The 15775-nt window shown below is 38.6% G+C and carries 12 protein-coding genes; 10 read left to right on the top strand and 2 right to left on the bottom strand.

The genetic code is table 11. The features are described 5' to 3' along the window. Positions 1-40: 40 nt before the first annotated feature. Both adeS and adeR read right to left on the bottom strand, forming a co-directional pair. Positions 41-1138, bottom strand: a complete 1098-nt coding sequence (gene adeS / locus PYV58_RS13445) for a two-component sensor histidine kinase AdeS (RefSeq protein ID WP_034615098.1) — start codon at positions 1136-1138, stop codon at positions 41-43. Then, complete coding sequence (gene adeR, locus PYV58_RS13440; RefSeq protein WP_004721351.1) at positions 1128-1859, bottom strand: efflux system response regulator transcription factor AdeR; 732 nt, start codon at positions 1857-1859, stop codon at positions 1128-1130. Before adeR ends, adeS begins: the two co-directional genes overlap by 11 nt. A gap of 136 nt (positions 1860-1995) precedes the next feature. On the opposite strand from adeR, the gene PYV58_RS13435 reads away from it, so the two are divergent. The 10 genes from PYV58_RS13435 (at position 1996) to PYV58_RS13390 (ending at position 15711) form a co-directional block, all read left to right on the top strand. Then, a complete protein-coding gene (locus PYV58_RS13435; protein WP_081407388.1) occupies positions 1996-3240 on the top strand; it encodes an efflux RND transporter periplasmic adaptor subunit in 1245 nt (414 codons plus the stop codon). Then, on the top strand, positions 3237-6353 hold the full coding sequence (locus PYV58_RS13430) for an efflux RND transporter permease subunit (RefSeq protein ID WP_034615091.1): 3117 nt from the start codon (positions 3237-3239) through the stop codon (positions 6351-6353). Before PYV58_RS13435 ends, PYV58_RS13430 begins: the two co-directional genes overlap by 4 nt. Positions 6354-6855: 502 nt before the next feature. Continuing rightward, complete coding sequence (locus PYV58_RS13425; protein WP_034615088.1) at positions 6856-7713, top strand: energy transducer TonB; 858 nt, start codon at positions 6856-6858, stop codon at positions 7711-7713. Positions 7714-7754: 41 nt separating this feature from the next. Then, the gene (locus PYV58_RS13420) at positions 7755-8351 is read left to right on the top strand and encodes a biliverdin-producing heme oxygenase (RefSeq protein ID WP_034615085.1); all 597 of its coding nucleotides are present in this window, start codon (positions 7755-7757) and stop codon (positions 8349-8351) included. A 31-nt stretch (positions 8352-8382) separates the two neighbouring features. Further along, on the top strand, positions 8383-8808 hold the full coding sequence (locus PYV58_RS13415; protein WP_034615170.1) for a YbaN family protein: 426 nt from the start codon (positions 8383-8385) through the stop codon (positions 8806-8808). 17 nt (positions 8809-8825) lie between these two features. Further along, positions 8826-9263: a transcriptional repressor gene (locus PYV58_RS13410; protein ID WP_034615081.1), complete on the top strand. Its 438-nt coding sequence runs from the start codon at positions 8826-8828 to the stop codon at positions 9261-9263. A 549-nt stretch (positions 9264-9812) separates the two neighbouring features. Beyond that, entirely contained in the window at positions 9813-10334 is a 522-nt protein-coding gene (locus PYV58_RS13405) for a sigma-70 family RNA polymerase sigma factor (RefSeq protein WP_004721334.1), read from the top strand. Continuing rightward, the gene (locus PYV58_RS13400) at positions 10335-11348 is read left to right on the top strand and encodes a FecR domain-containing protein (protein WP_016539056.1); all 1014 of its coding nucleotides are present in this window, start codon (positions 10335-10337) and stop codon (positions 11346-11348) included. Between the two features lie 263 nt (positions 11349-11611). Next, a complete protein-coding gene (locus PYV58_RS13395; RefSeq protein ID WP_275059546.1) occupies positions 11612-14746 on the top strand; it encodes a TonB-dependent receptor in 3135 nt (1044 codons plus the stop codon). 203 nt (positions 14747-14949) lie between these two features. Then, the gene (locus PYV58_RS13390) at positions 14950-15711 is read left to right on the top strand and encodes a Slam-dependent surface lipoprotein (RefSeq protein WP_004820661.1); all 762 of its coding nucleotides are present in this window, start codon (positions 14950-14952) and stop codon (positions 15709-15711) included. The last annotated feature ends 64 nt before the right edge of the window (positions 15712-15775 follow it).

Here is a 15775-nt window from a genome sequence, read left to right as displayed (position 1 = left end):
CTTGTTTCAATGAAGTCAATTTTATACTTGGATGTTGATCTCATATTTTATTTAAATTTAAATCGTCGGGCTTAAATAAAATACTAAAACAACTTCCTCCTAAAGCTTGTGACTTGGAATATTCAATCCGACCTTCATGTGCGATCATAATTGCATTGACAACAGATAGACCTAAACCACTGCCACCATTCTTTTTGCCTCTGGATTCTTCAAGTCGATAAAACGCATCAAATATAAAGGGAATATGCTGATCTGCGATACCGGGTCCTTGATCTTCAATGGTTAAAACCAAACCTTCTGATTTTTTTTGGGTGCTAATCCGTAAAATCCCTGCCTGTGCATAACGAATTTCATTTTCAAATAACGCAATTAAAATCTGTTCAAGCCGTTGTCGGTCAAAAAAGCAGGCTTGATCTGATAGATCGGTTTCGATGATTAATTTTGCTTGATCAAAACGGTCTTGAAGTAAATTTACAGATTGTGTAATGACGTCAGATAGACAAACTGACTCTAGGTTAAGTCGAAGTTGTTGATTATCCGCAAGACTTAGGGTTCTTAGATCTTCGATTAAAAATGACAGTTGCTCAACTTGATTGAGCAAGTTTTTTAATAGGGCTTTATCTGGGGTGAATATATCGTCAAGCACGCCTTGTAAGCGACCTTGTAAGATAGTCACAGGTGTTCTTAATTCATGTGCAATTGCGGCATTCCAAATAGATGCATTGTTGACTGAGATTTCTAGTTTTTCTGCCATACGATTAAAGTCATTGATCATCTTTGTGATTTCAGCGACAGAAGAGGGATTGTCCAATTGTGCTCTTACGGAAAGATTGCCCAAACTAATTTCTCTTGCTGCAATGGCTAAAGAATTTAGCGGGGCGATAAAGCGTTGCGCTAATTTTAATCCTAAATAAACAGAAGTTAGTGAACCGAATAAAGTCACCAATAAAATCCAAGTGAGATCAACAAAATTAAATGACCAGTCTTCGGAATTTAATTGTTCAAGTGAGACCAATTTAAACTCAATGGCGACAAAATAAGTTAAATAGCCAAAAATCAAGGAAAAACAAGTGGTCAATAAGCTCACTTTGGCCATGGTGATAATCAGCTGGCGGCTAATTCCAATGTTATTTTTCATCATTTTGCCTTAAACGATAGCCAACACCACGGACATTGATCAGTAAGTCAGTTTGATGATGATCTTCCAGTTTTTTACGTAATTTACTGATGTGACTGTCTACAGTACGCTCTAAGGCATCACCATCAGGCAAGCAATGGTTCATTAATTCTGATCGGGTAAAAACCTTGTAGGGCGCTTGCGACATCAACGCAAGAATCTTAAATTCCGTTAAGGTAAGGTTTAACAGTGCTTTCGAATGTTCTTTGATAATGTATACACAAAGTGTTTCTGTATTAATTTCAATTGATTTAAAGCTAATGATTTGGGCTTTCGCCTGAGATGACATTGCACTTCTTCTCAATACTGCCTCAACTCTGGCAATAATTTCATTTGGATTAAATGGTTTTACCACAAAGTCATCAGCGCCGATTCTAAGTGCTGTGACTTTATCCACCTCTTGATCTAATGCGGTCAGCATAATCACAGGCGTTTGTTTGGATTGACGAATATGATTTAAAACTTCCCAACCATTTAAGATCGGCAATTTCACGTCAAGAATCACCAGATCAATCTGTTGTTGCGCATGTATTTCGATGGCTTGCTGTCCATTAAGTGCTCTAAGCACATTGAAGCCATTTTTTTTCAGATAATGCTCCACAATATCACCGATATCATAATCATCTTCAACGACTAAAATTTGTTTACTGGCTGGATCAGACGCAAAAGAAATATTGCCCATCGCTGGATACTTTAAAATGGATACAGCACCATCATAATTTATTTTTAGTGGTTATATCCACACAATCTCCACACTTTAGTGACGCTAAGTACACAAATATTGCCAATAATCGTCATATCTAGAACTCTGGGTGCAGATGATGCCTAAGCCTTATTTTTTTATTATTTTATTGGTTGTTTTAAGTGGGAGTGCGTTAACTGGATGTAATCGCTCAGGAAATGCTGAAGCAGAACAAGCACAGCAGGCTGCACCAGCCAAAGTCAGTATTTATACCGTTCAACAGCAAGATATTCATTTGATTGAAAACTTACCTGCACGTGTACAAGCCTATCGAATTTCAGAAATTCGCCCACAAGTTGGCGGAATTATTGAAAAGGTGCTGTTTACCCAAGGCAGTGAAGTTAAGGCTGGACAACCCTTATTTAAGATTAATTCGGAAATTCTTCAAGCCGATGTCAATAGTAATCAGGCTTTATTGGCAAAAGCACAGGCCGAAGTGGTGCGTTTAAAAACGCAACAGGAGCGATATCGACAACTGCTTCCTTCCAATGCCATTAGTAAACAGGAATTTAATAATACGGAAGCTGCTTATCAACAGGCTTTGGCCGAAGTTGCTCAAACCAAGGCAGCATTGGCACGACAAAATTTAAACTTACGCTATGCGACTGTACGCGCCCCGATTTCAGGTCAAATTGGTAAGTTGCTGGTAACCGAAGGTGCATTGGTCAGTACCAGCGATACCAATCCAATGGCTTTGGTGCATCAGTTAGATAAAGTCTATGTGGATGTTAAACAATCAATTTCTGAATATGAGCAATTGCAAGATCGTTTGAATGATGGTTCGTTATTACAACGTGGTGGTGCTGAGGTTAGCATATCCAATAGTCAGGGTAAATTGTATCCAGTCACAGGAAAGATTTTATTCTCAGATACCAGCGTGGATCCCAATACCGGTGACGTGACTATCCGTGTGGAAGTAAATAATCCTCAACGGAAATTATTGCCAGGGATGTATGTCAGAGTTGGTTTAAACAGAGCATCACAACCCAATGCCTTACTTGTACCTGAGCAAGCCGTGCAAAGAGATATTTCAGGTCAAGCACAACTGTTGATTGTAAAAGCAAATCAGACTGCAGAAACACGTCCAGTGAGTTTAGGACAGTTATATAAAGGTTTCTATGTGGTGAATAGTGGAATTAAAGCAGGTGAAAAAGTCATTGTTGAGGGGCATGATCGAATTCAACAGCCAGAACAGCCTTTAAAAATAACCCAGTGGAAGTCGCAATACACAACCGGTGTTGGGACTTTACAAACGCAAAATAAGGGCAGTGATCAAAGCACTGCAGGTCAGTCTTCTCCGAATACAGGAGAAAAATTATGATATCGCAGTTCTTTATTAAACGACCAATCTTTGCTTGGGTAATTGCACTCTTTATTATTCTGTTTGGTGTCTTAAGTATTCCAAAGTTGCCGATTTCTCGTTTTCCTTCAGTTGCACCACCTTCGATTAGTATCTATGCAACCTATCCGGGAGCAACACCAGAAACCTTGAATGATAGTGTTGTCACCTTGATTGAGAGAGAGTTATCGGGAGTAAAGAATTTACTTTATTACAGCGCCACCTCAGATGCCAGTGGTCAAGCGAGTATCACCGCCACATTTAAACCGGGGACTGATCCAGAGTTGGCTCAGGTAGATGTGCAAAATAAACTAAAGTCTATCGAACCGAGATTGCCACAATCGGTTAGACAGCAAGGCCTGATTGTTGAAGCGGCATCTTCTGGATTTCTGATGATGGTCGGAATCAACTCACCAAATGATCAATTTAAAGAAATTGATTTAAGTGATTATTTGGTTCGAAATGTGGTTGAAGAATTAAAACGGGTTGAAGGGGTAGGACGTATCCAATCCTTTGGATCTGAAAAGGCCATGCGTATTTGGATAGATCCAAACAAACTGGTGTCTTATCAGTTGTCGATTAAAGATGTCACAAATGCCATTCAAGCACAAAATACGCCGATATCTCCGGGAAGTGTCGGGAGTTTGCCGGCGGTCCAAGGACAGATGATTACACTGCCATTAACGGCTGAAGGGCAGTTAAGTACAGTTGAAGAATTTCAAAATATTACTTTGCGTGCCAACCAGAGTGGCGCACAAGTCACACTGAAAGATGTTGCACGAGTGGAGCTTGGGGCGCAAACCTATAGTTTTTCTATTTTAGAAAATGGAAAGCCAGCAACCGCTTTGGCGATTCAAATGAGCCCAGGCGGGAATGCAGTCAAGACCTCTGAAGCGGTCAAAGCAAAAGTTGAGGAGCTCAGTAAAGTTTTACCAAAGGGAATGCAATATTCGATTCCTTATGATACTGCACCGTTTGTTAAGATTTCGATTGAAAAAGTAATCATGACATTGCTGGAAGCAATGGTGTTGGTTTTCCTTGTCATGTATTTATTTTTACATAACATTCGCTACACTTTGATCCCTTCAATTGTTGCACCGATTGCACTTCTAGGCACATTTGCAGTGATGTTGATCAGTGGTTTTTCGGTCAATGTTTTAACCATGTTTGGTATGGTTTTAGCCATAGGTATTATTGTCGATGATGCGATTGTGGTGATTGAAAATGTGGAACGTATCATGGCAACGGAAGGCTTATCACCTGTTGATGCCACTTCTAAAGCAATGCAAGAAATTACCAGTCCAATCATCGGGATAACATTGGTACTGGTGGCGGTTTTTTTACCGATGGCCTTTGCCAGTGGTTCGGTCGGGATTATCTATAGACAATTTACCGTGACCATGGCGGTATCCATTGCATTCTCAGCATTTTTAGCACTGACCTTAACCCCTGCACTTTGTGCAACCTTGTTAAAACCGATTGAAGCAGATCATCAGAAAAAAGGCTTCTTTGCGTGGTTTGATCGCTTTTTTGACCGCGTCAATAAAAAGTATGAAGCAATTTTAGTGAAATTGTTGAAACACATTTTTACTGTGATGATTGTATTTGTTGTTCTGACAGGTTTCTTAGTATTTGCGTTTAAATCGATCCCAACTGCTTTTTTACCAGAAGAAGACCAAGGCTCATTTATCACCTCATTTCAATTGCCTGCAGATGCCAGTCAAGAGCGTACATTGACCATTGTAAAATCGTTTGAGGAACATTTAAAAAGCAGAGAAAGTATTAAGGAAAATGTTTCTGTACTTGGGTTTGGCTTTAGTGGTTCTGGTAATAACACAGCCATTGCCTTTACAAATTTAAAAGATTTTAAAGACAGAAATACCTCCGCTGCAGATGAAGTTAACGCTGTAAATGCGGCAATGGCAGACAGTGCAGAAGGTACGATTATGTCTGTTTTACCGCCTGCAATTGAAGAAATGGGAACAACTTCGGGCTTTACTTTACGTTTACAAGATCGTGGTAATCTTGGAATGCAAGCTTTGAATGAGGCACAAGCACAGTTGATTGGTCTTGCAGCAACCAGTAAAAAACTGGCTTATGTTTATCCAGAGGGTTTACCACCAGGCAGTAATGTCGATTTAAAAATTGATCGGAATAAGGCAGAAGCTTTAGGTGTGAATTTTGCTGATGTGACAGACACCATTTCATCTTCAATGGGCTCAATGTATGTCAATGATTTTCCAAATCAGGGACGAATGCAGCAAGTGATTGTTCAAGTCGATGCCGATTCACGGATGAAAGTCACTGATATTCTAAATTTGAATGTGGTTAACAAGACTGGAGCACTGGTTAAACTGTCTGAGATTGTAACACCTGTGTGGACACAGTCTCCGCAGCAATACAATCGCTATAATGGACGACCATCATTGAGTATTGCAGGGGCAGGCGCAGAAGGGGTTTCTTCAGGAGTAGTGATGAAGGAAATGGAGCGATTGATTGAGCAATTACCAAAAGGAATTGGTTATGAGTGGACAGGGCAATCCTTGGAGGAAAAACAGTCAGAAGCACAAACCAATTTTTTATTGGCATTGTCAATGTTGGTGGTTTTCCTCGTCCTTGCCGCACTCTATGAAAGCTGGTCGATTCCATTGTCGGTGATGTTGGTTGTACCTTTAGGTATGATTGGTGCAGTGGTTGCGGTATGGATCCGAGGGATTCCCAATGATATTTTCTTTAAAGTGGGTTTAATTACCATCATTGGATTATCTGCAAAAAATGCCATTTTGATTGTTGAATTTGCCAAAATGCTAAAAGAAGAAGGAATGACTCTGATTGAAGCCACTGTTGCAGCTGCCAAACTTCGTTTAAGACCGATCTTGATGACATCGTTAGCTTTTACCGCTGGTGTAATTCCATTGGTGATTGCTACAGGTGCAAGTTCTGAAACTCAGCATGCGATTGGTACAGGGGTTTTTGGTGGTATGGTCAGTGCGACGATACTTGCAATCTTTTTTGTGCCAGTATTTTTTGTGTTTATCCTCAGTGCTGTTGAGAAATTACGTGGCAAAGCTTTACCTGTACGTAAACTGCCTTAAGCGCTCTGCGTTAAGCTTTTAATTTTTAGTCTTGTGTTTTGTAGAGGATAAAGCATTTGTCCTCTACAATATTTCTAGCGCACCACCGCATTTATTATATGCATTTATTTGGATGCCTAATTTTTCTTCCTATTATTTTTATCTCGTATAGTTTTGTTTAGATATACAGACCAGTTGTTTTAACTGCATTATTTATATAAGTTTATTTTTTACATTTAAATAAATACATTCAGTGGCCCACTGTTTTATCGTCAAAACATACTTTCCAAATCATTATTATTTACATTTAATTACATTTCTCATTAGGCATTTTTGCCTTCTCATTCGTCTATATAGATAAAGGCAGTGTTTTTTAATTCACGGCAATTGATCTGATAGACGAAGCAGGAAGGATTCATGAACAGTACAACGCAATACAATAGATTGAGCAGGCAGGAAAAACACAGGGTTTTATTCAGCACTCAGCAAATGCGCTACATTTATTTGCGCTGTATCTAAGCCTATGTCAGCTGTAATTCTCGCTTCAAATGATAAGCAAAAATACTCTACGCTTTGTGGGGTAGTGATCAGTCATATATTGTTGTTATGGTCTTTGTCTTATTTAAAAACAGATGTTCGTATTGAATCACATTCACCTGAAAATGCGATTCAAATTCGTTTTATCAGCTTGAACAAAACCGATGTTGTACAACAAAGCAGTACAAAGCTGCAGACGGCATCAGAGCAAGTTGCAACGCAATCAAAAGCACAGCCTCAATCTACAGTAGCAACAGCGGTACAACATCAACAACAGGTCAAAGTGATACACAGTACTGAGTCAAAAAAGTTGAAGATGGATCAAACAACACAACAGACAACAAAAGCACAAGAAAAAAAACCAACCGATCAACAGACGGAAAGTAAATCTGAATCAAATCGTCAGTCAACACAAACATTCACTGAAACAAAATCATCTACGAATACTGAACAGACTGCTTCAGGTCAGTCAAATGAGATAGCCAAACGTGCAGGTGGTGAAGCAGGCAAAGACAATAAAAAAGAACAAAACGCTGCCTCTACTTCTCAACCACAGCAACCGCTTCCCGTGAGTCGGGTCGATGTACTCAGCTTTGGCAAGCTTAATTACGATGATCGCGAATTGCAAAACCAGCAGCGCTTGTTGGTTCTCACCATCAAAATCAATCCTCAAGGGCAGCCGATAGATGTCAGAGTAAAGCAAAGCTCAGGCATGAGTAGTTTGGATGAAAGAGCTATACAAGCCGCACAAAAAGCAAAATTTAAACCACATATTGTCAATGGTGAAGCATTGGCAATCGTGGTGGATTTTCCCATTCAGCTTAAGCTTGGTCGTAATCGCTGATTGGATCATTAAACAATGAAAGGGTTTATTTAGGAGTTTTTATGAACGCATCAACAGAAAAAGTGATCAGCAGTAGTTTAATGCAACGCTTGAAACAAGAAACACTGGCAGAGCATGAACGTATGGAAATCTTGATGCAGCAATCAGGCGCGTTTGAGAGTAAAGAGAATTATGCGCAATTCACCCTGTCGCAATATTATTTTCAGAAAGATGTTGAACATCTTTATCAAGATTCACAGGTTGAACAATTGATTCCCGATTTAGATGTGCGTGGGCGTTCCGATGCAGCTTTACAGGATTTAGCTGATTTAGGTTTAACGCCTCAGCAGCAGGGTATTGCAACCGATGAAATTAGTTTTCCACAATCTTTGGGCTGGATTTATGTTTCAGAAGGTTCAACCTTAGGCGCAGCATTTTTACTCAAAGAGGCTCATGCTAGATTCGGCTTTAATGCTGATTTTGCTGCACGTAACTTAGCGGCATATCCAGAGGGTCGTGGATTAGTATGGAAGCGTTTCAAGCAAAGCCTAGATGATGCAAATTTTAGTTTAGAGGAACAGCAATTGATTATTGAGGGGGCTATGCAAGGCTTTCATCGTTTTGGTGAACTTTTAGCACAATTAAAAACACTGAAATAAATAATTGATGATGGATAAAGGAAATCAAGCAATGAAGCAAACGGGGTCAGAGACCAATCTAAATACCAGCATTTCTATGTCGGAGCCGAGATTGGCGAAGTCATGGTTGGTTCGCTGGATCTGTATTGCACTGGCAGGGTTATGTCTGGTCTTAGGGACGATCGGTTTGGTGGTTCCTGGTTTGCCTACGTTTGATTTTTATTTTCTTGCGACGTTGTTTGCTGCAAAGGGTTCGCAGCGAATGCATCAGTGGATTGTCAATAATAAAGTCATTGCTCCAATTTTACAGCAATGGCAACTCAAACGAACTTTGCCAGTAAAAGTAAAACTATTTTCTTTGGCCAGTATGAGTGTAGCTGCTGGCATTTTAATTTGGACTGTGCCTCATCCATGGGCAGTAGGAACCATTATTGTGATGATGGTTTGTGTGCAATTGTGGATGTGGTTAAAAGCATAAATGAGGATAATCTCAGGATGGAAATCTTTGAATATTATAAAAATACTGAAGAACTTAAATGCTTGCTGTTGCAAGCAAATTTAAAAGTAACTACAACACGATTGACTGTACTGAATATTTTAAGAAATGCACAACGAGAGCTGACAGCAGCCGAAATTTTGTATAGTCCAGATTTAAAAGTGAAAAAATTATCTTTTGCTGGTGTCTATCAAACCCTGAAACAGCTTGTTAAAGCAGGATTGTTAGTTAAATTTAAGCTGGGCAGTGAACAAGCATTATATTCATTCAAGGGAAGTCAAACCAATATGAGAATATATTGTAAAAAGTGTAGTCAGTTGCAACAAATTAATGATGAGGCTTTAGAGCAGCAAATTCGAGGACTTATTTTAGAACATGGTGCAAGTTCATATCATCTGGTTATAGAAAAACCCTCTTGTCTTTATTGTAGTCATTAAAACAACATGTCAAAGGGTGGATTATTTTATGATAAAAATATCCATAAAATTAGGGTCTGTTAATATTTCATAAATGGTTTGCGTTGTAGGCTAAAATTGAGCAGGCAAGGCATGAAACGATGAGAATAGCGAGACTATTTTCGAGTTTCATAATGAAGGCTGAAATAATTTTAGCCACAACCCTTCGGGACTAGAGTGTTTTTTGCCGCTACGTCGTTACGAACTACTCATTTAGAATGACTAAATTTCGTATTTCGCGCCTAGTATCACCTAAAAAGCACTCGTAGTCGCAAACATAGACGAATTGTCAACAGACCCAATAATAAATCGAAATTTAAACTGAATGATAACCAAGATATTGAGGTTCAATGGGCATTAACTATTGATAATTTAGCTTTATTTTTTAAGTATATTAAATGATCAAATAGAGCATAAGGATGTACATGAACTAAAAAATAATCATATATACGGGGATTTTCTCTCAGGGTGTCTTGACATTTAAATGATAATTATTATCATTTAACAGACCATCAAAGAGTTGATCCTATTGTGAACAAAAATCCTGCATTTGTAGATCAATTGTACCGTAATCACCAATCTTGGTTGCATCAATGGCTTAGAAAAAAAGTAGGCAATAGTGAGCAAGCTGCAGATTTGGTACAAGATACGTTTATTAAAATTCTGCAAACGCGTGATGAACTTTTTGGAGTAAAAGAACCTCGTGCATATCTGGTGACCATTGCTAGAAATTTAATGATTGATCAGGTGCGCCGTAAGCGCATAGAGCAAGCCTATCTGAATGAATTAAGTCAGATGGAATATATGCTGGATACAATTCCTTCGCCAGAAGATCAACTTCAGGTTGTTCAAGCGATTGACCAGATTTGTCAGGCTTTGATACGCGTCTCTGAAAAAGCACAGCAAGCTTTTGTGCTACATTATTTTGAAGGTTTAACCCATAAAGAAATTGCAGAAATCATTGGTGTTTCAACAAAGATGATTCAAAAATATCTAGCAACTTGCCTTGTGCAATGCTACGCACTGAAACAAGAGAAGGATTTGTTTGAGTAAATGATTGAAGAAGAGAAGAGTAAGCAACAATTAATCGAAGAAGCAGCGGAATGGATTGTGCTGCTGAGTACCGATGATGACTTACTCAAAAGAACAGCGCAAACAGATTTTGATGCTTGGAAAAGCAAGAGTCCACAACGCCAAAAAATTGCTCAAGATATCGAGCAATATATTACTTCGATTCAAAAACTGGTACAGACTCCACAACAACAGAAAATGACCCAATCTGTCTTAAAAACAGGTTTGCATAGTGCCCGTAAGCAAAAAAATATGCGCTATGGTGGAATTTTAACGGTGATATTGTGTTGTGTAGGGGGTATTTATAGTTATTTTATTTATCATCCAGTGTCATATCTAACCGCTGATATTAAAAATCATGCGGGAGAATGGAAAACCCAAACCTTAGCAGACGGTTCACAACTTAAACTCAGTGGTCAGAGTGCGGTTAATCTGGACTTCTCAGCAAATCAGCGTGTTGTGGAGTTGGTTCAAGGGGAAATATTTGTAGATGTGGCCAGAGACAAAGCCCGTCCTTTTATTGTCAAAACCCAACATGGTCAAATTGAAGCATTGGGAACTGCATTTAGTGTTCAATATCAGCCAGATGCGACTGGGCTTAAAATGCTACATTCCAAAGTGAAAGTTCAGTCCTCGAAACAAGAGTTAGATCAAACCAAAGCATCTTCTGTGATTGTGACAGCAGGGCAAGAAGTCATACTTGATCGAAATGGTATACAACCTATACATACTTTTAATTTATACAATGAACAGCAGAAATGGAATCAACGGCATTTGATTGTTGAAAATATGTCTTTGTCAAAAGTGCTAAATGAGCTGAATCGAAACAGCAAAGAAAAAATTATATTTAACGCTGCTAAGTTAGAGAAAATTAAGGTCAATGCTGTATTGCCTTTAGATCATACCGAAAGTGCATTGCAATTATTAAGCAGTGTATTCCCTCAGCTAAATGTCTATCAAATCACCCCATATTTCACAGTTGTGACTTTGCAATAAACAGCATGATTTAAGCACTTGGTTTGAATCATGCTGTTTAGCTTTAAATTAGGCCTAAAATTTATATCGTTTTTTACTAATTGTTTGATAAATATAATTAATAATAAACTTAGAAAAATAAAAGATAGATAATTTAAATTTATTTTGAATAAATGGTTCCACTTTTTCAATTCTGAAGCGTCATAGTAAGTAGAAGCAAATATTAGGAATACATTTAATTTAATATATTGAATGATTCTTATTTACATTTACTGGGGCGTAAAATGAGTGAAGCTGTTTGCGGTCAAAAGCATCCAAAATATTCTTTCAAAGTGACATCATTGGCATTGGCGATTCATCTCGTTTGTGTGGGTGTAGCAACAACAGTCGCGACACAAAGCACTTATGCGCTCAGTACAGAAACGCAGTCATATCATATTCCAGCGGGTTCACTTGCCAGTGTTCTGAATACCTTTGCCGAGCAAGCGGGGACCTCGATTGCAATTGATGCAAATCAGCTTAAAGGTAAACGTAGCTTAGGTTTAAGCGGACAATATAATTTAGAAAACGGCTTTCAACATATTTTAGCAGCAACCGAGTTTACTGTGGTGAAAGTTGGAAATGGCTATATATTGAAGCATGTGGATAAAGCTGAAATTAGACCCATTCCAGTACAATCTCAGCCGATGATAGCTGATCAAGAAAATGTCGTACAACTTAGCCCAATGACTGTTTTTGGCACTGTCAGTCGCGATACAAAAGGGCAGAATGATGTTTATGATCAAGATATTTCTAGCGTCTATGCCAGCAAAGAGCAAATAGAACGATATAAAGGCGCTCAGCCAGCAGACTTATTCAAGGGAATGGTCGGAGTATACAGTGGTGATGCCCGAAACAGTGGTGCTTTAGATCCAAGTATCCGTGGTGTTCAAGGGCCGGGCCGTGTTCCTGTCCTTATTGATGGGACAGAACAGGCACTCACTGTATGGCGTGGTTATAACGGTGCGAATAATCGGAGTTATATTGACCCTAATTTAATCGGTGGGTTACAAGTCATTAAGGGGCCTTCCATCACACGCAATGTAAATACAGGTGTGGGTGGTGCGGTCGTTATTCATACTCTAGCTGTAGATGATGTTTTAAAGGAAGGTAAAAATTTTGGTGGGGAGATAAAAGTAGAAACCAGCAGCAATGCAGTGAAACCTAGAGAACCACAATTACTCACAGGTCAAAGCATTTATGATAATCCAAATTATCCAGCTACAGGAACGGACTGGCAAGGCAATCCAGTGTTCGAGCCTTATTATGATCCATCCTTATTTAAAGTAGCACGTCAGAATAAAGAAAATAATATTTATTCAGGCGATGATGTTGCAACACGTATTGCTTTGGCGGGACGTAGTGATAATTTTGAAGTTTTGGCTGCTTATGCTTATCGTAATAAAGGCAATCACTTTGCAGGAAAAAATGGCAGTGATTTTTATGATAAACCTGCCACAGGACGATTTAATTACGTTCCATACCTTGCCAAAGTTTACCCAGGAGGTACAGAAGTTCCCAATACATCCCTTGAAACAGAATCTTATTTGTTAAAAGCGGCGTGGAAACCCACAGATGAACAGCGTTTAGAGTTCGGTTATCGGGACAGTTCAATCATCAATGGAGAAATTTTACCTTCACGAATTGCTTGGGGTGAAGTCGTCAAAAATAAAGCAGGGGTACCACAATGGCCTTTAAGTCATATCGACTCCAAAGCCTATAATATGGAATACAAATATCAACCTAAAAACAATAATTTAGTCGATTTCTACGGCAATATTTGGCGAACTGATACCAAGAGCCATACTTATAGTTCAGGTGGATTTCCCAATGATACCAATGCAAACTTGGGTGTTTTTGTGAACAGTGCTACCGCAAACTCAGACAATACTCGCCAAGGAATGACCTTAAGTAATAAGTTTAAATTGCTGTCTAATCTGGGTTTAACTGTTGGGGGGAGTTTTCAAAAAGAAAAACTTAGTTCGGATGATATTTATAAAGACCCGAATATTAACGGAACAAATTCGGGTTATAGGATGTTACCGAGAGCAGGTCGTCGAGAAGAAAAAGAATTTAATTTTAACTTTGACTATCAACCTGTCTCATGGCTGAATTTAAACGCAGGTGCAAGATATCAAAACTATTGGGCCTTTGATGATTTTCTTAATGAACGAGTCAATGCGGGTGATCCCCAGTTTAGCCTGATTAAAAAAGCCACGGCATTAAGTATGACTTATTTTACTAAACGCCCAAATATGACACCAGAACTTGAACAGCAAACACGAGAAAGTATAGAGGCTCTTGCTTTAGCGGAAGGTTGGACTGATGAGCGCAAGCAGGCTCGAATTTTAAGTCGAATTTATCAGAAATCTAATAAAATTGATTACAAAATGGATAACCGTGGAAAATTAACCATTGCCAATAATCCCTTTTTAAATGGGACCTTAGTACAAGGTCGGGATTATGGATATTATTCTGGTAGTGGCATTCCTAGCGGTTATGAAGATATTGACTTAACAAAAACAGGTGTGAAAAAAAGCAAAGATCATGGTTGGACACCGACAGCTTCAGCAACGGTTAATTTTAGCCCCAATAGTCGAATGTATTTACGTTATAGCGAAGCTTATAGAATGCCAAGTATGTTTGAAAGCACGATTGGGTTTTCTGGAACCTTAAGTGGTTATAAGTTACAACCAGAGCATGCATCAAATTATGAACTTGCCTATGTTCATAATCTATCTGAGTTATTTAAAAACAGTAGTTATGCAGATATTAAATTGGCTTATTACTATAACAAAACTAAGAATGCGATTGAGCGTAGTCCAACTTTGGCATTTAGCAATGTCGATAGCCTTACCACAGAAGGATTAGAACTGCAAAGTCGCTTTGACAATGGGCGTTTCTTTACTGACTTAAGTGCCAATTATCGTTTTAAAAATAAAGTTTGTGATGAAAACTCAGCGATGCTTTTAGGGGCGAGCCACCAGTTTTTATTAAATCGTTGTGTTGATGATGGATTTGTAGGTGGATATTTAGTCAGTATGGCAACCCCAAAATATTCAGTGAATTTAACACTTGGTGGACGATTCTTTGATCAAAAACTTGAAGTCGGAACTCGTGCGAGCTATCACCATAAGTATGAAAATCCTGAAACTAAAAACTATAACGATATAGAGATGAGTTATTACGCCAATACCCCTTTGGCATGGAACTCAATGACCATTGTGGATGCTTATATCAATTATCGACTTAAACAAGACACCTTATTTGAACTGGTGGGGACTAATCTCACTGACGAATTCTATATTGATCCATTAACTCGTTCGGCAATTGCAGCACCAGGTCGAACATTTAAGCTAAGCATTACCCATAAGTTTTAAGGAACTTAGAGGTAATTAACCGAATTTATTGCACACCAAATGCAATAAATGTGTGGAAAATAAGACACGTACTCCTTGATTTTACACTTGAATTTAAAAATTAAAATCAGTGCAGCACATGTTTTATTTTTAATGATAATCATTAAGACTTTTATTTTTATTCTTAATGATAAAACTTTAAAACTCATATCGAGGAACTTAAAATGAAACTTCAATCTATCTCATTGGCTATTTTACTATCTGTTGGTTTAGTGGGTGTTGCACAAGCAGCTGTTGTAGGTGAATCAAGTGATATTGGTAATATTGTAGTTGGTTCTACAGGTTCACTTGGACCGACTCATCCAAACTCAGGTGTTGGTTTTGGTGTTAACACTCTTTATAACGGTGCAATTGTTGCATTCTCAGGTTTTAACGGCTATGCAGATGGCAATGGCGTTGTACGTCTAAGCCCGTACTTACCTGGGCTTCCAGCGTCTCATGCTGGGATTGGTTATGCCAACTATAAACAAGTGCCTACACAAGACGTTTGGTTTGGTGAGTGGAATGCCGAAGCCAAAGATGCCAGCGGTAAGCGTTTAGGTACGGTTGATCCAGCAACACACACTGTTTATTACAATGGTAAAGATGCAGATACCAGCGTACCGTCTACAGGTACTGCAAATTATAGTGTTCAAGGTGTCAATAATTATAATGGCTCTAATTTATTGTCAGGTACTTTTACTGCTAACTTTGCAACCAAACAGTTAACGGGTTCATTGAGCGATAGTTCACGTACCTTTAATTTGGGTACTGCAACAATTAATAACGACGCAACGATTAGTGGTTCAAATGCATCTTGGACGACTAATCCGTCAGCTGGTGCAGGGACAGTTTCAGGTCAATTCTATAATAGCCAAAGCAGCTTAGCTGGAATTGCAACATTTAACAATAATGTGCATGACGTTGCTTTTGGTGGAAAAAAATAATGATTTAAATGAGAAAGGCTTACTTCGGTAAGTCTTTCTTTTTTTATTCTATCTGGTGAGTTTA

This window comes from Acinetobacter sp. TAC-1, assembly GCF_029025845.1.
GTDB classification, from domain to species: domain Bacteria; phylum Pseudomonadota; class Gammaproteobacteria; order Pseudomonadales; family Moraxellaceae; genus Acinetobacter; species Acinetobacter guillouiae.
The sequence above is the reverse complement of the archived record's forward strand: the minus strand, read 5'-3'. Positions and strand labels throughout refer to the sequence as shown.